This is a genomic window from Verrucomicrobiia bacterium (genome assembly GCA_035489575.1).
Lineage (GTDB): Bacteria > Patescibacteriota > Saccharimonadia > Saccharimonadales > JAGQNK01 > DATHJY01.
In genome coordinates this window covers 272,115-298,761 of record DATHJY010000013.1, presented here as the reverse complement: position 1 = coordinate 298,761, position 26,647 = coordinate 272,115, and the positions used below count along the sequence as shown (strand labels likewise).

Genomic DNA, 26,647 nt, shown 5'->3' with positions numbered 1-26,647 from the left:
AACAATAAAAGAGAGGTGATGCACCTCTCTTTTATTTTGCTTATGGTAGACTAGTGGCATGAAATTGATCATCTTGTACCATTCAAAAGGCGAGTTTGCGCGCCAGATGGAAGAGTACGCCCATGACTTTGAGTCGCAGCGTGGCAAGGTAATAGAGCTCAAGGATCTTGAGACAAGGGATGGATCGGACATGGCAAGGTTATACGACATTGTTCAGTATCCGTCGCTATTGGCGGTAAGGGACGACGGTGAGTTGGCCAAGGTGTGGCCAGGACCCTCGCTACCCCTCATGGATGAAGTAGCCGGATACGCAAACTCGTAAACTTGCGTAAGAGGTGTTGTATGCGCTACAATTACCCCTGTAACAATTTGGAAAAGGCGATCTAGCACAGCTAGAAAAGTGGCTATCAACCACGAGCTACGGGAAGAAAGTTTTGAGCAAATCCTTCAATGGGCTCGGAATAAGTAGAACCTGTCGGGCAGCCCGTAACAGCGATAAGTAAGTGCTAAAAGAGTCATCTCTTTTGGAAATCAGATGGTACCACCCCTAAAGGGGTTCTGATATTCAAGAGAGATGATTTTTTATATCTAAGGAGCAAATATCATGAAGTTTAAACAAGGCACCAGACGCAAGCCACTCGAGTACGAAAAAGATCTCGTCAAATACTGGAAAGAACATAAGACCTTTGAGAAGTCGGTAGAAAACCGACCAAAAGAAAACTCGTATGTGTTCTACGATGGTCCTCCCTTTATCACCGGAGAACCACACCATGGAACGCTCCTGAGCTCTATCGCCAAAGACGCAGTGCCACGCTACTGGACGATGAAAGGCAAACGAGTGGAGCGTGTTTGGGGTTGGGATTGCCATGGCCTACCGGCAGAAGTCTTTACTGAGAAAAAACTTGGTATCAAAGACAAGCGAGACATCGGTACAAAGGTGAGTCTGGAAGAGTACATCACTACCTGTCGGGCAAACATGGTTCAGACTGGCAACCTCTGGGAGGACACTATTGATCGCGTTGGTCGCTGGGTAGACTTCAGGGGTGCCTACAAAACCATGGATAAAGACTACATGGAATCAGTCTGGTGGGCTTTTAAGGAGCTGTATGACGCCGGTAAGATCTATGAAGGAGAAAAGGTACTGCTTTACTGTACGCGCGATGCTACGCCTATCTCTAAGGCTGAGGTTGCTATGGACAATAGCTATCAGGACGTGACTGATCCTTCGGTCTTTGTAAAGTTCAAACTGAAAGATGAGGGTACGTCCTTGCTAGCCTGGACAACTACCCCTTGGACTCTGCCGGCCAATACGGCTGTTGCCGTTAATCAAGAAGAGCTATACGCCGAAATCGAGGTGGACGGTCAGAAACTGATCCTCGCCAAGGATCTGCTAGGCAAAGTCCTAACAGATGAGAAACATCAAGTATTGTCGTATAAGTTACTACGTACCCTCAAGGGCAAGGACTTGGTTGGCAAGTCTTATGAGCCACTTTTTGAAGATCGTGGCGACAAGGCTCATCGGGTCTGGCATGCAGACTATGTATCACTCAAAGAGGGCACGGGTATTGTTCACCTGGCACCCGCGTTTGGTGAAGAAGATTATCACCTGGCAAAGGAGAAGGGATTTCCCTTTGTGAATAACGTTGATGATAACGGCCTGTACGTTGATGGTGAGTGGCAGGGTGAAAATATCTGGGAAGTGAACAAGCCAATTGCTAAAGAACTCCATGCTCGAGGCATGGTGTGGAAAATAGAATATGTCACCCATAGCTATCCTCACTGCCACCGCTGCCATAACAGACTGATGTACCGGGCGCACCCAAGTTGGTTTATGGATATCAATGGTCAGCGCGAAGGGATGCTTGAGCAGAATGGGGATATTAATTGGTTCCCGGGACATATCAAGAACGGACGCTTCGCAAAAACTGTTCAGAGTGCTCCGGACTGGAACCTGAGCCGTGACCGCTTTTGGGCTACGGCTATGCCGGTCTGGAAAGGCACGGACAAGGATGGCAAAGAACACATCAAGGTGGTCGGAAGCTATCAAGAGCTCAAAGACCTATCAGGGATAGAGCTTGAAGACTATCACCGACCATGGGTTGATGACGTGACCTTCAGGCTGGACGGCGTTGAATACAAACGCATAGATAAGGTGTTGGACTGTTGGTTCGAGAGCGGATCTATGCCCTTTGCGCAGTTCCACTACCCATTCGAGAACCAAGAGAAGTTTGAACAAAATTTCCCCGGAGATTATATCGTAGAGTATGTGGGTCAGGTTCGGGCCTGGTTTTACTACCTTCATGCAGTGAGTGTGGGGTTGTTTGGCAAGAACTCTTTCAAGAATGTGATCGTCACGGGTACGCTTGCCGGTAACGATGGTCGAAAGATGAGTAAGAGCTTTGGAAACTATACTGACCCCAACGTACTGATGGATACATATAGTGCGGATTCGTTGAGATTTTTACTACTTAGCTCGCCAATACTTAACGCTGAGGACTTCGCGCTAACGGATAAGGAAGTGGCTGATACGGCACGCAAACTGAGTATGGTTTGGAATATGTATGACTTCTTTACTATGTATGCCGAGGTTGATGGCTGGGAGTGGGACGGCACGTGCCAAGACCCGGCGAGCGACCTCAAGAATCCACTGGATCAATGGATTGTATCTCGGCTGCACCAGCTGATTCATGAAGTTGAACAGCATATGGATAAGTATGACCTCCCGAACGCCACGAAGCCGATTCTGCCTTTCATCGAAGACGCCTCTAACTGGTATGTTCGTCGCTCTCGTCGACGCTTCTGGAAGAGCGGCGACAGTGACGACAAGAACGATGCATACAAAACCCTCCATTACGTTCTGATGCAGCTGGCGCATGTCATGGCTCCTTTCACACCTTTCCTTGCCGAAGAGTTGTACCAGAAGCTTACGGGTGGTGAATCGGTGCACTTAGCGGACTGGCCAGAGGTAGGGCATGTTAACGAGGTTGTAGTTGATAACATGCGGTTTACCCGCGAAGTTATCAATACTGGTCTTTCTGTGCGAGCTAAGGAGGGCATAAAAGTCAGACAGCCTTTGGCTAAAGTCTCCTTTGGCAGTGCGCCAGCCTATTTCATGGATAACCTCGAGGACTACGAGGCTATCATTAAGGAAGAACTGAATGTTAAGGAGATTGAGTGCAATAAAACAAATGACGTAACGGTCATATTGGACTTGCAGATGACGCCAACTCTTAAGCGTGAAGGCCTCATGCGCGAGGTGGTACGCAATGTGCAGAGTGCGCGTAAGGCAGCAGGTCTGAATGTGGACGATAGAATTGCGTTGGTGCTGGCTACGAAAGACGAAGAACTTGAGAAAGCTATTCATGAGCATACCGATACTATCAAGGCCGAAACGCTGGCGAATCATCTAACCAAAGAAGGTAGCGGAGACTACGAAGCATCAAACAAGATAAATGATAGTGAGCTGGTCATCAGGCTATCACGTCAAGCGTAACTCCTTTGACAAAGCCATCTGTATCTGTTAAGATCCATCGGTAACTATTTTTCTAAGAAGAAAGTAACTATGAAAAAAGCTGTAATTGCGACAGGTGGCAAGCAGTACCTAGTCGCAGAAGGTGAGACTCTTGAAGTTGAACTACTCAAACAAGAAGGCAAAACTGCTACATTTGTCCCCCTTCTTGTGATCGACGGTGATAAAACCACTGTTGGAACGCCTGAGGTTAGCGGGGCAAAAGTTTCTGCTGATATCGTCGATGCTGACGTAAAAGCAGATAAGGTGACAGCTATTCGATACAAAGCAAAAAAACGTGTCCACAAACTGCGTGGTCATCGACAGCACCACACGATTATCAAGGTTAGTAAGATAGCCTAAAAAAGATAGCCTAAAAGCCCCCGGTCAGGGGGCTTTTTTAGTTTGCACCTCTTGTGTTTGGGCCTAAATAATCGCATACTTTACAGCAAGTTGCTTACGGTTATGAAAATACGCCACCAGATTATAAAGTCCTACTGCCTGAAATTTATCTCGGTTATTTTTATTGGTCTGATATTCGGTGTTGCTGTGCCGGTTTTTGGGATTGCCAAGGGGTACATTACTACCGATCCCGAACTGAAGCTTGGTATGGCTGCGGGTCTGAGTGATCACAGTACGCCTGATGCTCCAAAGGTTGAACGTGCTTCATCAGAGAATGAATCTAGAATAATTGGCGTTACAACTAATCCGGACGAAGAGCTGGTGACGATAGGCTCAGGAGGGCAGCAGGTATACGTAGAAACTACCGGTGAGGTTGATGCTTACGCAAGTGATATCAACGGCGATATAAAGTCTGGAAATTTACTAACAGTTTCACCGCTGAAAGGTGTTCTGATGAAGGCCGATATTAATCCGGCTGTAGTAGTAGGTATTGCACTGGAGGACTTTGACGCCAGCAGCGCTGAGACAAAATCTGTTACCGATGGTGGCGGGCATAAGGACGTCAAGATTGCTAAGCTACGGGTTAATTTGGACCACAAGGCAGCCTCTAATCAGCAGGCGGGTATAACCGACTCTTCGCTTCGAAGATTAGGACGAGCTATTACCGGTAGGGAAATTGGTGAGGTTCGGGTGCTTATCGCGCTTATTATCTTCCTGGCTGTGTTGGTGGCCGAAGGGGGTATTATCTACGGTGCCGTATCGAGCGCCTTGGTGGCTCTGGGTCGCAATCCAATGGCTCGAAGGATAATTCAGAAGGAAATGGTGCGTGTTATTTTGATCGCAGTTGTCGTGCTCCTAGTCGGCTTAGCGGCAATTTATCTAATCCTGTGGATATAATGTTGTTATTTGTGCTTAAGCCACCTATAGTTGTGGTGGGATAGTCTCTTTATATTCAAGAGTCCCTGTATTATTACAGGGGTAATCCAAACAAAAATTTTCAAATACAAATATGGAAGACAAATCACTTCCTCCAACTCAGCTGATACGCCCAAAAGGCGAGTCAGAATCTCTTGAGGGTGCAGACGCTAACGTGCCTGTGTCTAGCTATTCGTCACACCAAGAATTTCCCATTGAATCGCTAGAAGTCCATACAGAGGGTGAAAGACCACTGGTAAGTGGTGGGTTAGATGCAGGCTCTACGGCTCCTACCAATCGATCAGTGCCATTTTCGCGTCGCCGGGCCACACTGGTGTCTCTCGTCATAACTGCGCTAGTGGTATTAGCGACTGTGGCGGTTGCATTCATGGTGTTTAGGAGAGGTCCAGAAAAGCGCGATGCCTTGTCGTCGGTGCCTACCCAAGATGTTTCGTTTGATGCCGTCAACGGGTTGAGCCCTTCGGAGCTTCAGGGGGCAGAAGCGTCGCTTTTGGTCAACGGCGATATAATTACCAGAGGTGTGATAAAGGTTAGGTCCGGCAATTTCTTTACTACGCTTAGGAGCACTGAGCTTACTGCAAACCAAATAATTACTATGCCGAATGCATCAGGCACGATTTGTTTAGATTCGAATAACTGTAGCAGCGCAAGTCAGGCTCAGTTTACGCAACTTCAGACTCAGGTCAACCAACTTGTCATTCCGGGCGCAGGCGTCACCAACCTGAACGACCAAACAGGAGCGATTACTATACAGGGTTCTCTAAATCGAATTGCAGTCACTACCTCTGGCGGTGATATAACTATAACTACCCCTCAGGATCTAGACGCCAACGCCAATGTGCAGTTCAATAGCCTAACTGTCAACGCCACAGGAGAGATTAAGGGTAACTTTATTAGGCAAACTGGTGCTGGCAATGACATCACTATTGATGCTGCTGGTGACAACGTGGTGCTTGTAGACGGTGGCAGGACATTTGTACTTCCTGGCGGTGGTGGGGCAACCCAAACAGTTTGTACTACCCAAGGAAACTGTGGTGGTGGAGGAGCGACCCCTGTCATCTTGGCGCCTGGCGTAGCGCAGACTGACAGTACGGCAGATGCCTCTATATTTATCAATGACACTGGTGGTGGAAGCTTGATACAACTCCAGTCTGGCGGTGTTGACAGACTTGTTGTAGCCCCAAGTGGCGACACCACAATTGGCGGCACCTTGACAGTCTCTGGACTTGGCAGCGGCGTGGTTCGTTCAACGGGCGGCTTACTGAGCGTTGGATTGGTTAACTTGGCCACAGAGGTTACCGGTACACTAACTGTTACTAACGGAGGTACCGGAGCGGCTTCACTGACTGCTAATGGTGTGCTGGTTGGCAATGGCGCGAGCGCAATCACCTCTGTCGTCTCGGGTGGTGCTGGCCTGTGTCTGATCAGCAACGTCGGTGCCCCCAGTTGGCAGGCATGTCCTGGTGGTGGAGGGGTGACGACCCTCAATGCTATGGCAGGAGCTATAACTGTTCAGGGAACAGCTAACCAGATTAATGTTGTGAGTGGTGCGGGCCTTATTACACTTTCAACGCCCCAGGATATCGCCACAACCTCTGATGTACAGTTTGATGCGCTGGATCTGACAGGCTACATGCATTCCAGTAATAGCATAGATATTGATACTCGTGCAGCTATTGGTAACGGCACAACCGAGTATGCATCTAACGCCACGGCTGATCCGTCCAAGACTCTTTTGGTAACCAATACCTTTAATAGTGGTATAGACTGTCTCAACGGTTGTGCTGGTGTAATGTCAGTGGCGGAAATGGGTAGTGCGACTAACCCAAGTATGCTAAGCGCCTATCGTGGCGCGGTGAATGTAGATGCGGGTCGTTCGCTTACGGCCGCTACAGGTCTCTTTGTAGAGACGCCTAACATCGAGGCAGGCGGTTCTATAGGCGTTTCTTACGGCGTCTATGTAGATACGCTGAACAATGCTGGTTCCAACATTGGGATATATGTGCAGTCAGCAAGCACCTATGGGATATGGATCGACGGTGGGTTATCACGGTTTGACAATGGTGTTTGGTTGGAGGGTGGTACTCCACTTGAGATAGAGGGAGCGACAAATGATACTTTTGGAACGACCATTGGGGTGGTAGATCCTACTGCCGACAGGACTATTTTGTTCCCCAACCAGACAGGAACGGTGTGCTTGAATACAGGCAACTGTGTTGGCGCTGGCGGAAGTGCGCCAAATGCTGCTACATATCTCGTAACGACGCTGGATCCCACTCTGACCAATGAGCGTGCCGTAATCGCTGGTACTAATATTTCCTTGGCGGATGGCGGCGCTGGCGGAAACTTCACGATTGCGACAGTTGATAATCCTATTTTCAGCACAAGTGTTACCACGCCTCTTCTTACGAGTACAGGCGCGCTCACTGTTACCCCTGGCGGAGTTATGACACTTGGCGCTACAGGTCAGACTGCCTTACTCCAGGGTTCGACTGCATCTATAACTAGTACTGGAGCAGGGAACGACATTACACTTACGAGTGCAGACCAGATTATTCTGAACGCTGGTAGTACGATTGCGCTCCAGGACAACACTAATATCACTGGACATCTGGGTGTAGGCACGGGTACTGCCGGTCCTAACGCCGTTGTTGGTATTAATGAAACTTTTGATAGCGGGTATGTCTGTGGCGGGTTTGGATGTTACGGCTCCCTTATCCTCGTTACCGCGAACAACCCTACTGGGCTAAACGACGGTGTGGCAGGGATGTTTGCATCAGTATCAACGGCCGCAGCCGGCTTTACTCTGGATCGAGCGGTTGCAGTAGTTGCCGGTGCGGGCGTTCTTGGCGGTGGCTCGGCTGTGGGCGAAAACGTTGGTGTCTTGGTAGAGAACCAAACAAAGGGAACGAATGATTATGGTGTTTGGATACAGGGTGCTGATACGTACGCTCTATGGGTAGACAGCGGTATATCTCGATTCGACGGTAACCTTGAGTTTGAGGGAAGCACTGATGACGCCTTTGAGTTCACCCTAGCCGTTGCAGATCCTACAGCAGATCGCACGTACACAATACCAAATAGTTCTGCTGCAACAGATACGTTCTGTCTGGTAACACTTGGTAATTGTGCAGGTTCTGGCGGCGGTGTAACGGGCTCGGGCACAAATAATAGAGTAGCTAAATTTACATCAACCGGCAGCACAATCGGAGACTCAACCCTCACAGACGATGGTACAAATGTGAGTACTACGGGTGACATCACCATCCAGGGTGGTGATGCAACGGTGGGTACTACTTCTCAGGTAGGATCGCTCATTCTGAACGACGGTTCGAGCAACACTGCGACAATCACCACCGGTGCATTCGCTGGTAACCGGATATATACCCTGCCTGACGTTGGGGGCAACGCAGACATTTGTCTAAATACCGGAAACTGTGCAGGTTCTGGCGGCGGAATCACTGGTACTGGTACCAACAATACCCTTACCAAATTTACGGGCACCGGTACGGTTGGTAACTCAAGCGTTACGGATAATGGCACAACTGTAGCCGTAGGAGCTGCCTTGAATGTATCTGGCAATACTGACCTTGCTGGCACACTGTTTGTGGGTACCGCTGACGCTTTCCAGGTGAGTAGCAGCGGTGCGGTAACAGCTGTTGGTATCAATGCCGGTGGCGCAATCTCTGGGGTAACGACCCTAACCGCCTCGGGCACGATCAATACAACGGGAGGGGTGTTGCAGACCAACTCAACCACTCGCGTAGACAACTCCGGTAACCTCACTAACATTGGCAACATAACGGGTACCGGAGGCGTCACAATCGCATCGGCTGCTGGGGGTGACGTGATTATTGATGGCGCTGATGAATTCGTTGTGCAGGATGCGGCCGTCTTTAACGCTCAGTCGAGCTTTAATAGCGACGTCGATGTTGTGCTGACTGATAGCGAGAATTGGAGCGTGGGCAGCACAATAACTGGCACAACGAGTGTAAGCGTGCTGAACATGGCCGTTACTAACAACACAAGTAGCGGCACCCAGAACCTTGCGCTCCTGCAAAATGCGGCAGGTAGTGGCGTCACAGATGGTCTGCTTGTCCTAGATAATGCCGACTCTGATACCGCCGTCAGTGGTGCCATAATCGTTACATCGGCCGCTGGTGGAATCACTAACGCTATCGATGTCTCTGATATAGATATAACGAACGCACTCTTATTTGGCGCTAACGATATAATTGGTACCAACTTTACTATCGCGGGAGCTACGGGAGCTACTACTATTGGGTCTGCGATTCAGCAGGGTACCCTGACACTCCATGACGGTGACGGACAAACGGCTACTATATCGGTTGGCAGCGCCTTGGCTACTAATACGGCCCTGGCTATTCCTACGACTGTTAGCGCCAGTGATACGTTCTGCTTACTAACACTGGCTAACTGTGCTGGTAGTGGCACTAACTCGTTCCAGACTATTAGCGTACCGGCTGGCACCAACCCTCAGGCCGCAAGTGGCACGGACACGTTAACTCTGGCGGTTACCGGTACTAACTTAACCGTTACCGGTAACTCTGGTACTGATACGATAACTTTCGATATAGTCGAGAGCGCCTTGGCCGGTAACGGGCTGGTCGCAAACAGTAATGCGCTAGACGTCAATACCGGTAATGGACTAGAACTAAACAGTGACGCGGTTCGTGTTAACCAAGACTTCTCTTTTGGCTGGACAGCTGATCATACCTGGACACTCTCCAACACAGAGGATCTGGCGGTCAGCAGCACCCTAACGGGCACTAACGCGGCTGATGTTTTCAACCTGACTATAACGAACCAAACGAGCTCGGGCACACAGCGGGGAATTGTAGTGTCTAATGCCAACGATGCGGCTAATGCCACTACTGAAGCGTTGCTCGTGATAGATAATGCCGAGACCACCGCCAACTCAGTTACTGATTACTTACTCCTTACAACTGCCTCTACGGATACTACTACTGATGCGATTGATGTATCTGACTCTGACTTCTTCAATGCTATCAATGTTGACTCTAACTTTATCTTAGGAAACGGTATTCGCCAGTTCTCATCGTCTGCAACTGTTTGGACGTTTGAGGATACCTCGGGCAATGATCTCCTGACGGTCACGGATGCCGGCACAACGGGCAACTTAGCCGTAACGGGGAATACAACACTCACAGGCACCTTGCAGGTAAACGGCAACTCTACTATTGGCAACGCTAACACTGATACGCTTACCATCAATGGCACCACGGTCAGCATACCCAATGATCTAGACTTTGGTCGAAGTGAGAGCCTTTTGTTCCTCTGTACTACCAATGGTAGCCCCTGTGATCGAAAAATAGGAATCGGTACAACTAGCCCTGGCGCCAGGCTGCATATAGTGCAAAAGGCAGACGGCATAAATGAAGGGCTCAGAGTCAAAGACAGCGGTGGTAATTCGGCAGTAAACATCTACTACAATAACCCTGGCGCCCTGGCATTTATAGACGTCGTCGGGACTTATCAGATGGGTCACATTACATCTCTGGCACAAAGCGGTCAGTTGAACGCTGGTAGGCTCCTGACACTGAAGTCCTTCAATGAATCTAGTCTCGGTGGCATTTCATTTGACATTGGTGGTTCAGAAATCGCTCGTTTTAACACAAACAATCAGTTGGTGTTGTCTAACGGAGCTGCTGGCACACCAGCCCTGTCCTTCCTGAGTGATGCTGATACTGGTGTCTATCGGGGCGGAGCCGATGACTTGCGCCTGGCGGCTGGTGGACAGTCACAGCTGCGAGCTACGGTTAACGGTATATTTATCGAAGAAAGACTGGTCCTAGGTGTAGATACGCGAACTATTGCAAGTACTGGTGATGCTTCACCAGCAGCACTGACACTTAACCCGAATAGCTCATACGTAGAAATTACCTGTAACGATCCTGATACCTGCGACATTACCATGGATGAGGCCGCCCCCGTTGCGGGTGGGCAGGCGGTGTATGTAGTGAACGTCAGTGCCAATATTGTGGACTTTGCGGATACTGCTGGGGTAACTGAGCTAGCGGGAGCTTGTGCTGCGAGCCAGTATGACACTTTAAGTATGCTGTATGTAGACGCTGCTATTTTGCGCTGGGTTGAGTTGTCACGCTCTAACAACTCTGGTGTTGGCGGGTGCGCATAGTACAATAAGACAGTGATGAATAAGGTAAAACTTAGCATAGCGGTTATTGGCGCATTGATCATGGCAATCGGAGTCGGTTCCTTGCTGTCTCGGAGATGGTTAGACAAGAAAGATGTTAAAAGTATGACCTACCAGATGGTTGTCGATAATAAAGTGGGACTTGTCGTACGGCGAGATGCAGCACTTAATTCAGTCCCTAACAGCGCTGATGACGAAAAGGCGGGACAACTGTGGGAGTTTACGCAGCCCTTGCAAGCTCAGCAGGAGTTTGTGGTTAGTGCCTCGTATGAGCAGGGAGCTTCGCTCAAGAAACTTACATCGGTAACTAAGCAGTCTTTGCGTGACGCAGTTATGGACAACGTGAATAGGCAACTTCCTAAGCAGTATCCGGAATATCATCAAATTTCCCAACAAGATACAACCATTAACGGAATCCAGGCTACGCGAGTTGTTTTTGAATATACTTCGACCCAAATCAAAGTAAAGCAACAGCTTTTACTACTCTTCAAGAATGGCGACACGGTTGCCTACATGAAGGCTCAAGCACGGGCAGAGGATTATGACAGCTTAAGCCAGCATTACTTTGAGCCCATCTTTTCAAGTGCCAAGTTCCAATAGTGCTTGTGGATAACTCAGGCAACATCACTAGCCAAAATAAGAATTGTATTTATTCTTACAACACCTGAGATGGCTAATTCTGGGCTATCAAAGATGTTGCGAGCCAGATACACGACATTGGTTCTGACTTAGGGACATTATTTACAACATTCTATTTGAACAAAAGTTGCAGATAGGCTGCTTACATTTTTTAAAAGCTGAGTTTATTTTTTGTTCATTACCGTCTTGTCTAACAGGGGTAAAAAGGAGGATACTTGTACTAGGTCCTGGGAAGGGGAACTTTCTCGCGACAGGATCCGGATACAAACCACAAATACAAACCGTTTGTGGTACACAAAAAAAACTCCAAAAACAAATGTTCAAATCAAACAAAAACGGACAGGGGCGTCTAAAGACGGCACTCCTGGACAGCCTAAAACTGGGTCTAATCGCCCTCATCGTGGCGGTACCATTCGTGGTGCAACGCCAAGGTTCTGTTGAAGGCGCTCCCTCGTCCACTTTGAACTTTCAAGCACGACTACTGGGCTCCTCTGGGGCTATCGTTCCAGACGGAACTTATAACATTGAATTCAAACTGTATAATGTCGCAACTGATGCGAACAGCCCCAAGGATCAAGGGGCTTGTACTTATGGTAGCGGTACGCCCGATCCGAACTGTCTATGGACAGAGACCAGGACGGGTGGCAACAAAGTTACGGTCAAGAGTGGCTACTTGAGTGTTTACCTGGGAAGTGTCACTGGATTCCCGTCTACTATTAAGTGGAACGAGCAGCACTGGTTGACTATGAATATCGGCGGTGCGGGATCTCCTACCTGGGATGGTGAGATGAGTCCGCGTATCAGATTGACGGCACTTCCGTATGCCTTCCAGGCTAGTGAGCTTGCACAGACAAGTGGAGCAAATAGGGGAACACTAAAGTTTAGCAGCCTGGCGAATAGTCCGCAGATTACACTGCCCGATGCTTCCGGGGAGGTATGTTTGGACAGTGGTAACTGTGGGTATGGGGACGGCGATATTCTAAACGGTGGTCAGGCTGGCCCGATTGTCGTTGGAACAAACGACAACACGAGTTTCTTTCTTGAGACAAACAATGTTAACAGAATAGAAATACAAGGTGATGGGGACGTGGCCTTTGATGCAAATACGCTTTTTGTTGACGCGGTGAATGGACGAGTGGGGATAGGAACGGTCACCCCGGGTGTTATGCTCGAGGTTGCTGGTGATGGAGATTTCAATGGCCACGTTGCCATTGGAGATTTCGCTACCCCTAGTGCTCAGCAGGGACTGATTGTAGCAGAGCTCTTTGCGCCAGGGGACAATTGTACCCCCACCACGAGCTCTTTCGAGTGTGCAGGTATACGCAGTGGTGCTATATCGGTAAATGCGGGCGGTACTAACAAGTCCTTAGCTGGCGTTGTGGGTTCGGTTGCCACGGGTGCAGGCTCATTTACATTAGACAGGGCTGCAGCTCTAGTGGCCTCTAATAGTATTGTTGGTTCGGGGACAAGCATTACTAATCAGTACGGTTTATACGTAGAGAATATGACCTCTGCCGCAACCAACGACTACGGCGTGTACATTCAAGGAGCTGACACCTACGCGCTATTTGTAGATGACGGAGCCACCAGGCTGGATGGCACTCTGGAGGTGGGTACACTTGGGACTACTGATACGGTAACTTACCTGTGTCGCAATAGCTTGAAACAGTTGGCAGTGTGTAATACGACTGGCAACGGTGCGGCCTTTACTCAGGGCGGTAATGCCTTTGGCGCCACGGCTGTACTGGGTACGACCGATGCTCAGGCGCTTAACTTGGTCACGGGCGGAGCTGGCAATATTCGATTGGCTATTAGTAGTACTGGTTCGACTACCGTAACTGGTGGATCGTCGGGTGTGGCACTGACCGTAAATAACGCAACCAGTACGGGGAATATTCTTAACTTGCAAGACAATGGCACGAACGTATTTACGGTGGCCGACGGAGGGGCGGTCACGGCAACCGGAAACATGTCGATCCAGGGTAATACTACTATTGGCGATGCTTCTGGCGATACCTTAACAATTCACACTAGTCAGGTTACTACTCCTAATAACCTCGACTTTGTAGGCAGTGAAAGTGTTTTGTTTATCGGTACCTCTAACCGAAGAGTAGGTATAGGTACAAATGCACCAGGTGCCAAGCTGCACTTAGTGCAAAACGCCGATGGAATAGATGCTGGGCTACGGGTGAAAGATGGGAACAGCAGCCGTGCCATTAACCTGTATTACGATGCGGCAAGTGCGCCATTTGTCAATATAGCCGGTAACTACAAGGTAGGCCATATTGACAACAGTAGCACTGATGGTGGCCAGCTGGCTGCCAGTAGGCTCCTTACCCTAAAGTCGTTTAATGAATCAACACTTGGTGGCATTGCCTTTGATTTGAATGGTAGCGAGATGGCTCGGTTCCATAGTAACGGCAATTTTGGAATCGGTGATGCTACCCCTACCTACGCACTGACTGTGGGTAATGGGGATCTATTCGGGGTCGACAGTCTGGGACGCGTCTTCCTTAATGCTCCTGGTCTGGCTGATAATAACAGTGTAGTGTGTCGCAACAGCGCCAATCAACTAGCTGCATGTAATTCAACATTTGCTACAACAGCTACTGCCTTTGTACAGGGTGGAAACGACTTTGGCGCCAATGCGGTGCTTGGCACGAATGGCGCTGGGCAGACATTGAGTTTCGAGACTGCTGGTACCACTCGACTTACCTTAGATACAAGTGGAAACGCGACTCTTACCGGAAACCTTACGGTGCAGGGAACGGGCACGAGTACTTTCGCGGGCAATTTGGCTGTGGATACTGATGCACTATATGTGAATACTGCTAAGAATCAGGTTGGGATCGGTACTGCAACTACTGACGCCATCGTTCATGCTCGGAACACTGCTCTCACTGGTACTGGTACGATAACCAGTACGGGTGCTACAACTACTGTGACGGGATCTGGTACCGCTTTCACGACCGAACTCACCATAGGTGATACTATCATTGCAAATGGCCAAGCTCGAACGATTCTAACCATACCAAGTAATACATCCTTAACAGTGACCGCTGACTTTAACCCTGATGTGAGTGGTGGATCGAGCTTCACTTACAAAAAATCCCTGTTGCGGCTCGCAGATTCAGGGGGGAGTGATCTTGCAACTATAGATAGCCTAGGTTCGATGGAGCTTATCGCCAGCACCCGTGACTTAACCAATTACGCGGAATCTGCGATTAAGGTTGAAAGTACCATCAATAAGAGTACTCCTGGTAGTTTTTACGCGTTTGATTTTCGCTCGACTATGAATATAAATGTTGATGCATCGGTACTTGGAACCGACTTCCTGTTCCGTGATTGGAGTACACGCAATATAAATACGACAGCCGCTATCTTAACCGACAGTGGTGGACACGCAAGCTTTTCATCGACTCCGGCAGTTAATGGCACTGGTAACTTCAATTCTACAATTGCAAGCATAACGGGCCTCCAGTCAGGATTTGCCCTCAGCAAATCTGGTACGGGAACGCTCACGGCAACTAATGTGTATGGCGCAATAAGCTCTGGTACGGTAAACGCTAACACCATACTGTCAAATCGCTACGGCTTCAAGGTTGATAATGTGGCTGGCGCTGGAACGGTTACGAATCAATACGGTTTGCATATAGGTGATCTGACCAAGGGTGCAACTAGTAATTACGGCATTTACATCCAGGGCGCCAGTACCAACGCAATCTGGGTGGATTCTGGAATAACCCGGCTTGACGGTACGCTTGACGTACAGAGTGGTACCATAACCAATACGGTGGGGGCTCTGTCGGTAACAAGTGCAACTACAACTGCCATGACGTTAGACTCGGGTACGACAGGGGCTGTCAACGTAGGTACAGGTGGAAATGCCAAGTCGGTTACTATCGGTAACAATACCGGTAATACGTCGGTCTCTATCATTTGCGGAACGGGTACTTGCGGCATAGGTAATAATGGCACGGATCATAGTACAACTCTTGGGTCGACTACCGGGACATCGGCTACCACTATTCAAGGCGGAACGGGCGGTGCGATCATTAATACGGGCGGTACGACTCGTGCTACCTTTGATACGAGTAATAATTTATACATGGGTAACGGGGTGACTGCTGCTGCACCTAACGCGTTTGCTATCCGCGGTACAGGTAGCTCGACCACAGCTGTCGCCGGCGGAGCCTTAACGCTTCAGGGCGGCAACGCAACCGTAGGCAACGCTAACGGCGGTAACTTGATTTTGAATGGTGGCACAGGCTTTGGTACAGGGGTTAAAGGACTCGTTGTAATAGATACACCAACCATCAGTACTGCGAGTGCACAGAACTGCTCGAGCAACTGTGCAGTTACCCAGGCTAACGTTGACGGCAATGGTGCGGTATTAATAAACGCGACCAATCCAGGTTTGACAGCTACGCTTGGTGACCCAACCATAACTACGGCAGGCCGCATAATGTACGTGACGAATGTGGGCGCAAATGACTTCACTCTCTCCGTCAACGGCGGGGGTACTGGCAATACCATAGCTATGAAGCCCAATACTACCGCTACTATGATCTGGAATGGTTCAGACTGGACTGCTGCGGGCGCCTCAAGCTCCACCGACCTTCAGTCTGCCTACAACAATACTTTGACCTCTGCGGGTGGAGCCGAGCTGGTGCTGAATGCTCCAGGGGGCAGTGCTGACGGCTTGACGATACGCAACAATGCCACGAGTCCTATCAGCGGTGGAATATTCGAGGTACAATCATCGATCGGAACTAACCTTTTCAGTGTTAATAACTTTGGTACCGAACTTGCGGCTAACGGTGGTTCCGAGACCTTGGGTACCTTTGGAACAAACTGGACGGCTGCTCCGGCTGGTGGCACTGTAACGCGAACGACTACTGCTGGCCAGTTTGTCACCGGCTTGGCGGGCATGCAGGTGGTCACCACCACTACAAATCATGGTGTTCGTAACAACTTGAGCGCAAACCCTGTAGCCGGTACTACCTATCAAGTTTCGTTTACGGCAAAACTATCATCAGGAACATTTACGACTCTAGACGTTCAATACTCTCGAGATGGCGGGACCGATCTGGAACCATGTACGAGCTATAGCACACAGACACTCTCTACCTCTGTGTGGACAAAGATTACTTGCACGATTACCACTGATGGCACAACCGCAATAAACCCCGACCTCATCATCAGGCAAACAGATGGAATTGGTAGGACTTTCTGGATTGATAACCTTAGCTTTATGCGCAATGACGGCACCACCCAACCATCTAATGTACAGATTGGCGGCGGAATTAACGGTGGTCAGGTTACGCTCTTCACGCTTGATCGTTCTACGGCGCCACCTGTGGCGAATGGTGATACAACCTACCTTGGGTCTATGTACTATGACACGACAACCGGACGTATCCAGTGTTACGAATCTGATGGGTGGGGTGCTTGCGGTTCGGCCCCAGACAACATCGTTACCCTGACGCCAGAGTATACCGGTGCCGTACTGAACGGGTCTGGCATCGGTACTATGACGGCTGACTTCTGCGGTAATGGCGGTGGCCTGAGCGCCAATACTAGCTTCTGTGCCTCTGGTGAAGCGCGCAACTACTACCGTTGGACAAGTCCGCAGGCAACCGATCAGACTTATAGTATCTACGTAACGTACAAGCTACCAACAACCTTCAAGACATTTGCGAGTGATAGTACTATTCGACTTACCGCATATAAAGACCATGCCACTAACGCGCAGGCGAGCCTTGAGGTGTACAGAAAGAATGTATCTGGCGGTTCTATTAGCCAGTGCGGTGGTACGACCACTGTAACGACAGGGACGAGCGCCTGGAACACGACAACTTTGGGGGGGGCTGGCGAGACAACATGCGGCTGGGTTGGAGGTGACTACGTTATCTTTAAAGTAAGCACCATGGCCAAAAGTAATGCCAATGTCTACATCGAGAATCTCGACTTTACCTACTACAACCAGTAGCTAGTTCAAAAGATTCTTATTCCTTTAAATCAGGGGTGGTTTAGCGTACAATTATAACCATTAGGAATAAGGGTTTCCAAGAGGGGATGAGGAATATAAAAAGCGCCAAATCCAGACGCCGTCGCTTGGCTAAGCGCGCGCCTAAGCATCTTCGTTTAGGTGTCTGGCTGCATGACCGCAAGGTTTTATCCCGTGCTGGTAGTTTGTCCCTCGCCGTCTTCTTTGCGGGAATGGTGTTTTTGCGGACCATCCAGGTATTTATTGAGTCGGGAAGCTACGAATTATCACCAAAAGCTGCTGCATTAGTCGGCAATCCATATGCACCCCTGGGAGACAGCCTGAAGATTGACGCCAAGCAGGGTACCTACGAATATAACCAAGGCTATAAACCCGGTGAACTTGGTGGGACCAATGGTTCTCCCAGATTTAGTGCGACGTTTAATCTTGATCCCAGTAAAGGTACTACGGTAAGCGACCCCGTTACACGGACCTCTGTTACCTTCAAACCCAAGTTTGGCATGCTCCAGCCGAAGCAAGATCAAAACAGACTGATATATCCACTCACAGCCAAGAACGCTACTAAGGTCGTCTCCCTGAAGACGGTTGGCTTCAAGGAAGATATCATTATCAACAAGTTTCAGGGCGATACGCTGGAGTTCAAGTATGACCTAGAGCTGCCAGATGGAACGGAGTTACGACTGGAGTCAAACGGATCGCTAGCTGTTTATGGGGCTGATTATAACCTGCTGGGTGATGTGAGCGTGGGAAGCGACAGCGATAAGCAATTACTGGACAAGGCTCGACAAAATGCCGTGAAGCGCAATCTGTTATTTACATTTCCAGCACCATATATCAAGGAAGCTGGCGAGCGAGTGGTGAGCGACAAGAAAGCTTGGTTTACGCTGGAGGGGAAGGAACTCACGGTGCATGCTACGGGACTCACGGATGCGACCTATCCGCTCACGATTGACCCGAGCGTCTATATAGAGACCGCAGCTAAGTTGATGAAGGGTAATAACGAAACAAACGTCGACTTTGATATAGACAAAGAGCTCATCCAGAAGAGCCAAACAACTGGTGCGCGCATCGATGCCTGGGAGGAAAACCTGGACATGACGGAAGGCAACTGGGATAGTGGCACAGCCGCGGCAGGTGGATATATCTATCGTGCTGGTGGCAGAACGGGAGTAACAAAGCCTTGGATAGTTAGTAGCCAGTCTTCTACCCAGGCTACGAATAGCGCAACGTTTACGATGAATATGCCCTCTGTCCGCCCGGCGGGTGATCTGTACGTAGCTATGCTTTGCCACGACGGCACCGGATCCCCTACGGCGCCGGCCGGTTGGACCGCCTTTAGCGCCACCGATACAGACGAGTTTGGCGGCTGGTATAGGATTGGTACCGACCAAGGGGGTGGCAATGAGGCGGCCTCGTATAACTGGACCGGCATTACCGAGCAATGGACCGGGGTAATTATGCGAGTGAAAGGCTTTAACTCAGGGGATCCTATTGCGGGTACTCCAGGGACAACTAATACCAGTGGCGCGGTGTCTTTCCCGGCTACAACCCCAGACAATAATGCCACCCTTGTTATCAGGGGAGCGGGCGTTGATGACGACCCGCCTAGTACCAGAGGATGGGTTCCCAGCGCTCATACCAAAATATACTCTGGTACCAGTAGCGCTGATGCGGAGAGTTGTGGCTTTGCGGCTGCCAGCCTTAACGTACCACCGGCTAGCGGTGTCTCTACTGGTGCAGCGGCTACTGCTGATACTTCCATGAACGGCACCTATGGTGCACTCTCGGTGGCTATCAATCCGACTACAGTTACGCCCGCTACCCAGAGTAGCGTTTACTGGGCAAAGTTTAATTCGTCAACACTCGCTATCGAAAGTCCCAACCCTGGCAATGGAGTATGTTCTGAATGGTGTACTAACAGTGCCTATGATCTACCAGAGGCACGTCGAGGATTTTCTATGGTTGCCTACAATGGCTATCTCTATGTCATCGGCGGAATCGATGGCAGCGGTAACCGTGAAGCCACAGTGTTGATTGCAAAGATAGGCGCAAATGGCGAACCCCAACTATGGCATCCGTCCGGAGGTACGGCAGCCTACTGGTACTCAGACACCGGATTGAGCAGTGGCACAGGCAGGTCATACCTTGCCGCAGTAGCGTATAACAACCGCATGTATATCGTTGGTGGGGCGACTGGCGCTGCTGCGACCGGAACGACGACAATGGAGTATGCCGACATCAATCCCACCGGTACACTTGGTAGCTGGTCGAGCGGTACTGCCTTGCCGTCGGCTCGTTATAGGCACACGGCGCACATATATAATGATGTGCTCTATCTGATCGGTGGGGATAGTGGCGGAACCCAACAAAGTACGGTGCACTATAGCAAGCTAAACAGTAATGGCAGTATGAATAGCTGGGTTTCAACCTCTGGCTTTACGACTGCCCGGAGTACCTGGGGCGGCAGCTTCTCGACTATATGGGGCGGCTACATATATATTGCCGGGGGTTGTACGGCTACAACGGGCGCTTCTAACTATTACTGCAACGCCGTGGCTAGTGATACTCAGCTTGCAAGCATCAATGCCGACGGATCACTTTCTGAGTGGGGCAGTATAACCAACCTCCATAACCAGAGAACGGGCTTCAGTCTAGTCGCATGGCAAAACGGACTATACAGGCTAGGGGGCTGTATAACCCAGAATGCCTCTACGGGTGAATGTACAGTGACGCTTGCCGATGTCGATTACGGTGTGATAAATCCAGCCGGAGAGGTTTCAACCGTGAACCTGTCAGCTGCAGCCGGGGCAGGTACTTGTGCCGGAGGCACGCCGTATAACTGTAACCTTCCAGATCCGGGGGACGATCCCGATGAAGGGGGAGAGCTACTCTCTATGAGTGTGATCCTCAACGGATATCTCTATAACATCGGGGGGTGTATTGACCTAGACTGCTCCGGAGTGAGTGATGACCATGGTGATGGTGACGACTCCGATGCCAGTGGTAACATATCGTATGTTGCCATCAATTCGAACGGACAGCTCAGCGCTCCCGGTTCGTGTGCCGGTTCAAGCTATGGGGCTTGGTGTATTGACTCAACAAATAGAGTAAATGGTACAACGGGTGTGGCAGCGGCTGGAGTCACAACCTTTAACGGCCGCATATATATAGTGGGCGGCCTCACCGGAGCTGATACATCTACAAACATCTACCACAACGCCGTCAATGCCGACGGCAGTCTGGATGGTGCCTGGGAATCTGTAGATATGACAACAGCTGGTATCGCAGAGGACGTGGCATATACCTATGTCTACGCACGAGCCAACCCTGGCTCTGCCGGTACTAACCCGGGTAATCTGTTCATCTTCGGTGGTTGTGGAAATGGTATTGGGGCAGGGCTTAGCTGTGAGGCGGTGGCCGGAACGGATAGATATGAAAGCGAGGTCTACAAGTGTAATATCACTACTACCGGAAGTGTGTCAGGCTGCACAACAACTGGACAGTTGCAGATTGATTCCGAGCCAGGAACTGGAGGCAACCAGGGGCTGGGTATTCACTCTGGTACTGTCAACGCAAACTACATCTACCTTATCGGTGGATATAGCGACCTCGAGGCTGACAAAGACGATGTGATGATCGCCAAGTTCGACAATAGTAATAACGTTGTTGATGCCGATGGCGAAACGGTGACCGATAATATATGGGACATCTCGCCGAATAAGCTGTCTGTTGGGCGTCGGCGTGGCTTTAGTTTTGGGTATAACGGACACATTTACTCGGTGGGTGGGTATGACGAAGGTTCCGGAGTTATTCCCTTTATTGAATGGGCCAAAATGAATGTAAGCGATGGAACCATTGATTCCTTCGAGACCTCCACAGTGGTTATTAACCAGAGGTGGGGTCTTAGTATGGCTGTTTCTAATTCGTATGCGTACGTGCTGGGCGGGTGTGACGCAGGAGCAAGCCCCAGTAGCTGTACGAGTTTCGAGCCCGCCGTCCAAACATTCCAGCTGTACAACAACGATAGCGGAGCAGTTAATAACTATACCCTTCAGTCGGATCAAGATTTCTCTACGGTAGCTGACAGAATAGGCTCAGCCGCTGCTGTCCTTGATGGGCGGCTCTATGTGGCCGGTGGCTGCACCGCTGTTGCTTGTGGCACCGTGACGGATGATGTGCAAGTTGCCTCAATCAGTGCTTCTGATGGAACGGTTGGCACCTGGGCTAGTACTACGGACACCACTATGCCTGCGGCTCGAGCTTGGGGTAAGTTAGAGGCGGCCGGAGGTACGCTTTATTATATGGGCGGCCAGGATGGCGCAGGCGATGAGAAGCTAGAGGTCTACTACGGTGTCACTGCCAGTGGTAATGTAGCTTCTTGGTTACAGGCAACCCAGGGTTTGCCGGGGGATAGGACGCAGCATGGCGCTGCGGTATGGAACAACAGATTGTACGTAGTTGGTGGGTTCAACGACAGTGCTGCAGCTACGAGTACCGTGTATGTGAGCCCAGTACTTAACTCAGGGGGCAATATTACATCTGCATGGTCTACGGGCTCCACTGCATTCAACGTGGCCCGAACGGGCGCGGCCGTGACGGCCTATGCCAACAACCTCTATCTATTCGGTGGGTTTGACGGTACGAACTACTTGAGCGATGCCCAGTTTTCTAAGATTGACGGGGCTACTGGAAACGTCGGCAGCTGGACGTATACGACTAGCTTGCCGGGACCACTGAGAGATGGCCAAGCTCTGTCGGCGAATGGGTATATCTATGTTATTGGTGGGAGATCGGCTGCAACCACTTGCGCTCCAAACACGCTTATAACACCAGTAAGTGCTAACACTACTATTCCTACGGGCAATAATCCCACGGGCATCGGGGAATGGTACGAGACTAATGTCAGATACACTGGCGACAGATACGGAGCGGCTGTAGCCATGGATAAGGGGAGGATCTTTACCATGGGAGGAGGCTGTTCGGCGGTTGTTGGCTCGGGCAACCGAAACTACTACTCGACTGCTAAATCGCAGCCACAGGTTGCCATGTATTCAAGAATGATAGATACCGACACTGATGTCTTCCCCAATTCATGGCTGATGAATGGTATCGACAACTCTATAGGTGCTCGCTGGAATATGCGCTATCGCAGTATGCATGACTTGGACGCGGCGCCATACATCAACCCGACCGAAGATTGTGGTACGTCGTTAGCCATGTCCCAAATGACCACCTGGGGGCAGGAGACAGTCTTCGGTAATGTAACATTGGGCAATGTGGAACAGTACATTCCGAAAGAGAGTGGCGGAGGCAATATTAACTGTGCAAGATACTACTACTTCTTTGTGAGCATCGACGCCTCCAAAACTTTCGGATATCCAGAGGATGTAAACAGGGGTCCAACAGTGAACGACATATCGCTCTTCTTTACGAGTGACCCCAGTAAGCGACTGCGTCACGGCAAGACATTCACTGGTGGTGAACAGCAGCCCCTCGACACCCCTTGTAGGAAAGGCAGCGCTGTGGCGGGCGACCCTAACTTTAACTGTCCTCTTCCTTAAGGTGTTAGGATAAGAACACATGGCAAAGAAAGACTTTTGGCTAGACGACCCTGAATGGGAGATATTACGACGCAGGGCGGAGAAGCGTCCTGTGCCAAAGAAGCTAAAGCAACAAGCTCGCCCACAGCCTAAGCTGCGCTTGCCCAGAGAAGAGCCTCGCGCCGAAATTACGAGGCAGGTGGCAGAGAAGCAGGTGGTGGTAAACCTCCAGCTCAGGATGCCTCGGTTCAAGCTGCTGGGGATCAAGCAACGGTTTAGGCAGCTGCGCAAAAGCTGGTTGCTTATGCGTGCTCGAAACAAGCGGGCGGTGATGGCGGGGGTTGCGCTCGTCTGTCTCATGGGTGGATTCGGGGTACTCAACTTGCTGAAGGGGGGTGATCAGGCCGGCCAAGGTGGCGGCCCGGTAGTCACCGCCCAACAACAGGCCGAAACCGATTTTAACCCTCTGGTCCCATTGGAGAATCTTACTGACGCAAACGGCCAACAATCAAGACCTGATTTTAAATACGACAAAGAGAAAAAAGTTCTTGGCTATGTAGCTGAGTTTAACGGCGCTAGCCTGACGATAAGTCAGCAACCGGCTCCGGGTGATTTCAAAAGCAATCCCGCCAAGCTGATGTCCGTGGCTGAGTCTTTCAAGGCCACGACCCACCTAGATACTCAAAAGGGCACCGCCTATATAGCCAGCGACGAAAAGACAAAAGTACAGACTGCTATATTTGCAACAGACGAGGTCCTGGTCTTCGTGCGGTCAAACAAGCCGCTGGATAACGACGAGTGGCAAATGTATATAAACCAGCTGAATCCCTCAGAATAACCACTAGTACTATACGGCTAGTCTTATCCGACATATGGTTGTACCTCTGGCACAAAGAAGTTGAAAGTTTCTGCTGCTCAGGCGTCCATATTGTGCGACATGGCTATTTGGACGTTGATCCATACCGAAGGCGCCTGGTCCGAGACCCGTATAGTATGGTTTTAACAGATTAGAGCGTTTACGGAACCTGCCTGAAATGGTACCCTAAGGTATAGTGATTTGAGGGAAAAACAGAGAGTCATGGGGAAGATTATAGCAGTGCTCAACCAGAAAGGCGGGGTTGGTAAAACCACCACTGCTATTAACTTGGGCGCGTACCTTGCCAAGGCTGGTAAGAAGGTTCTGGTAGTAGATTTTGACCCACAAGGAAATGCTACCAGCGGACTTGGTTTTGCAAAAGAAAATATTGAAACCAGTAGCTATGATATTTTGTTTCGCCCCGGTGAGATTGTGACGGCTATTCAGGAAACCAAAACTCCAAACCTCAGTTTGATCGCGACCAACGCAGGCTTGGCCTCGGCAGAAGTTGAGTTGGTTGATAAGCCCGAGCGCGAGCTGATGTTGCGCAAAGCCCTAGCAAATCTAGACTTTGATTTTGTTTTGATCGATTGTCCACCCGCACTTGGGCTACTGACTGTGAATGCATTGAGTGCGGCCAATGAATTGCTCATTCCGGTTCAGGCAGAATATTATGCGTTGGAGGGACTCAGCCAATTACTCACTGTTATGCAACGTGTTCGCCAGGGGCTGAACACAAAGCTTGAACTTATGGGTGTCGTCGTTACTATGTATGACAGCCGAACAAGTTTATCGGACCAAGTGTACAAAGAGCTGCAGAAGTACTTTGGCGAAAAACTCTTCAAGACAATTATTCCACGAAATGTGCGACTTGCAGAAGCGCCAAGTTATGGCCGACCCGTCTCCGAGCATGATAAATGGTCAAAGGGAGCGCGAGCATACAAACAATTAGCCAAGGAGGTGATGGCAAGATGAGTAAAGGGCTTGGCAAAGGGTTCGATGTACTTATACCTACTGACTTCGATAATGTCATTCTGACCGATGTTAATGACCGGGTACAAAAATTACTCATTGAGGATGTCGAGCCAAACCCGGATCAGCCTCGGCGTAAGTTTGACGAAGAAGCCCTGGCAGGCCTAGCGGCATCTATCAAAAGGCATGGAGTACTGCAGCCTCTAATTGTGTCTCCTAAACAAAAGAATAAGTATGTCATAGTCGCTGGTGAGCGAAGGTGGCGTGCGGCACAGATTGCCGGACTGCGCGATGTTCCAGCAATCGTCAAGGCACGTGAGGAGTTAGAACAACTCGAAGTTGCGTTGATAGAAAACGTTCAGCGTGAAGACTTGGCTCCGCTCGAGCAAGCAGTGTCTATTGAGCGACTGCATCAGCAGTTCAACGTGACGTATCAAGAAATTGCCAATCGACTCGGTAAAGCACTGCCGACTGTTCATAATATTGTGCGACTATTACAACTGCCCAAAGATGCACGCGAAGCACTGCAGAACAACCATATTACTGAAGGACATGCGCGCTCGGTTCTGGCACTAAAAGACGACCCGGCCAAGCAGACGGAACTGCTTACTCTAATAATAAAGAATCATTGGTCGGTGCGACAGGCAGAGCAATTCGTCACGAGCGTAAAAAAAGGTGCAGACTCTGCCAAGCAAGCGGTGCGTGCTACGGTGAGTGAGACGCCAGAGACAAAGAGTCTCGGCAAGACCCTCAAGACAAAGGTAACGGTACGCCGCACAGCCAAGGGTGGGCGACTCGAGATCCACTATAAATCAGATGACGAACTGCAGAATCTGATTGGCCGCCTGAACCATTCCTGAAGCGGCTTTAGAAAACTTTGGCTTTATTGAAGGGGTAAATTCTAGCAGCGAGCTTGCCGACAATATCATTAGATGAGATTGCCCCAAAAGACCGAGAATCAAGGGAGTTTGTGCGGTTGTCGCCACATATAAACACTTCACCTTCACGGACAACAAGATCTACGTTGCCAGGTGTGAGTTTTGGCTCGGTACTATAGCCGACTGTTACATCTGGGTTAAACCCGTCCGGATGCTCCTGGTTGTATACTGTAATGACATTGTTATTAACCACTACACGCTCTCCCGGCAGTGCAATAACACGTTTAATAAGCTGCTTGTCGGACTGATCCCCGGCGTCAGCTATACCTCTCTTGACGAAGACGATGACATCACCCCGGGCTGGTATATAGTGTGAGTTCTTGATACGAGCAAAGGTACGAGATACTTTCCAGACAATCAGTCTGTCTTGATTCTCTAGGGTGTTCTGCATGCTTGGACCATCTACCTCATAAGACTGGAAGACAAAACTGGTCAAGAATATGGCTACCAGAGGGGCGGCAATAAGTATAAGAATGGTAGACAGTGCGCTCTTCCAGTTGTCCTTTTTTTGTGATGAACTAGGACCGCTTGGAGTGGCGCTATACTCAGGGTCTGGGCGCTGTGATATAGTAGAATCTTGCTGCATATTCAGATCTAAACTATAGCTCATTGGCTATATTGCAGCAAATATCGAATGCTACACAGTAACG

General features: G+C 49.9%; 12 protein-coding genes. 11 read left to right on the top strand and 1 reads right to left on the bottom strand.

Going from position 1 to position 26,647, the window contains the following annotated elements:
• Positions 1-58 precede the first annotated feature (58 nt).
• The 11 genes from VK694_07295 to VK694_07245 all read left to right on the top strand — a co-directional run bounded on the left by VK694_07295 (position 59) and on the right by VK694_07245 (position 25,919).
• Complete coding sequence (locus VK694_07295; protein HTE58523.1) at positions 59-322, top strand: hypothetical protein; 264 nt, start codon at positions 59-61, stop codon at positions 320-322.
• Positions 323-604: 282 nt separating this feature from the next.
• Positions 605-3,493, top strand: a complete 2,889-nt coding sequence (ileS, locus tag VK694_07290) for an isoleucine--tRNA ligase (GenBank protein HTE58522.1) — start codon at positions 605-607, stop codon at positions 3,491-3,493.
• 69 nt (positions 3,494-3,562) lie between these two features.
• Complete coding sequence (rplU, locus tag VK694_07285; protein HTE58521.1) at positions 3,563-3,871, top strand: 50S ribosomal protein L21; 309 nt, start codon at positions 3,563-3,565, stop codon at positions 3,869-3,871.
• Positions 3,872-3,973: 102 nt separating this feature from the next.
• Positions 3,974-4,807: a hypothetical protein gene (locus tag VK694_07280; GenBank protein ID HTE58520.1), complete on the top strand. Its 834-nt coding sequence runs from the start codon at positions 3,974-3,976 to the stop codon at positions 4,805-4,807.
• A 112-nt stretch (positions 4,808-4,919) separates the two neighbouring features.
• A complete protein-coding gene (locus VK694_07275; GenBank protein HTE58519.1) occupies positions 4,920-11,024 on the top strand; it encodes a hypothetical protein in 6,105 nt (2,034 codons plus the stop codon).
• Positions 11,025-11,039: 15 nt separating this feature from the next.
• A complete protein-coding gene (locus tag VK694_07270) occupies positions 11,040-11,642 on the top strand; it encodes a hypothetical protein (protein ID HTE58518.1) in 603 nt (200 codons plus the stop codon).
• Positions 11,643-11,997: 355 nt separating this feature from the next.
• Positions 11,998-17,673: a carbohydrate binding domain-containing protein gene (locus VK694_07265; GenBank protein ID HTE58517.1), complete on the top strand. Its 5,676-nt coding sequence runs from the start codon at positions 11,998-12,000 to the stop codon at positions 17,671-17,673.
• An 86-nt stretch (positions 17,674-17,759) separates the two neighbouring features.
• Positions 17,760-23,252, top strand: a complete 5,493-nt coding sequence (locus tag VK694_07260) for a hypothetical protein (GenBank protein HTE58516.1) — start codon at positions 17,760-17,762, stop codon at positions 23,250-23,252.
• 19 nt (positions 23,253-23,271) lie between these two features.
• Positions 23,272-24,069: a hypothetical protein gene (locus VK694_07255; protein ID HTE58515.1), complete on the top strand. Its 798-nt coding sequence runs from the start codon at positions 23,272-23,274 to the stop codon at positions 24,067-24,069.
• Positions 24,070-24,309: 240 nt separating this feature from the next.
• Entirely contained in the window at positions 24,310-25,062 is a 753-nt protein-coding gene (locus VK694_07250; GenBank protein HTE58514.1) for a ParA family protein, read from the top strand.
• Complete coding sequence (locus tag VK694_07245) at positions 25,059-25,919, top strand: ParB/RepB/Spo0J family partition protein (GenBank protein ID HTE58513.1); 861 nt, start codon at positions 25,059-25,061, stop codon at positions 25,917-25,919. The genes VK694_07250 and VK694_07245 overlap by 4 nt, the downstream gene beginning before the upstream one ends.
• Positions 25,920-25,926: 7 nt before the next feature.
• On the opposite strand, the gene lepB is transcribed toward VK694_07245, so the two are convergent.
• Entirely contained in the window at positions 25,927-26,607 is a 681-nt protein-coding gene (gene lepB / locus VK694_07240; protein HTE58512.1) for a signal peptidase I, read from the bottom strand.
• Between the last annotated feature and the right edge of the window lie 40 nt (positions 26,608-26,647).

Excerpts from the sequence above, each read along its gene's own strand:
- VK694_07295 (HTE58523.1), top strand. The coding sequence starts at position 59 with ATGAAATTGATCATCTTGTACCATTCAAAAGGCGAGTTTGCGCGCCAG.
- ileS (HTE58522.1), top strand. The coding sequence starts at position 605 with ATGAAGTTTAAACAAGGCACCAGACGCAAGCCACTCGAGTACGAAAAA.
- rplU (HTE58521.1), top strand. The coding sequence starts at position 3,563 with ATGAAAAAAGCTGTAATTGCGACAGGTGGCAAGCAGTACCTAGTCGCA.
- VK694_07280 (HTE58520.1), top strand. The coding sequence starts at position 3,974 with ATGAAAATACGCCACCAGATTATAAAGTCCTACTGCCTGAAATTTATC.
- VK694_07275 (HTE58519.1), top strand. The coding sequence starts at position 4,920 with ATGGAAGACAAATCACTTCCTCCAACTCAGCTGATACGCCCAAAAGGC.
- VK694_07270 (HTE58518.1), top strand. The coding sequence starts at position 11,040 with ATGAATAAGGTAAAACTTAGCATAGCGGTTATTGGCGCATTGATCATG.
- VK694_07265 (HTE58517.1), top strand. The coding sequence starts at position 11,998 with ATGTTCAAATCAAACAAAAACGGACAGGGGCGTCTAAAGACGGCACTC.
- VK694_07260 (HTE58516.1), top strand. The coding sequence starts at position 17,760 with ATGAGGAATATAAAAAGCGCCAAATCCAGACGCCGTCGCTTGGCTAAG.
- VK694_07255 (HTE58515.1), top strand. The coding sequence starts at position 23,272 with ATGGCAAAGAAAGACTTTTGGCTAGACGACCCTGAATGGGAGATATTA.
- VK694_07250 (HTE58514.1), top strand. The coding sequence starts at position 24,310 with ATGGGGAAGATTATAGCAGTGCTCAACCAGAAAGGCGGGGTTGGTAAA.
- VK694_07245 (HTE58513.1), top strand. The coding sequence starts at position 25,059 with ATGAGTAAAGGGCTTGGCAAAGGGTTCGATGTACTTATACCTACTGAC.
- lepB (HTE58512.1), bottom strand. The coding sequence starts at position 26,607 with ATGAGCTATAGTTTAGATCTGAATATGCAGCAAGATTCTACTATATCA.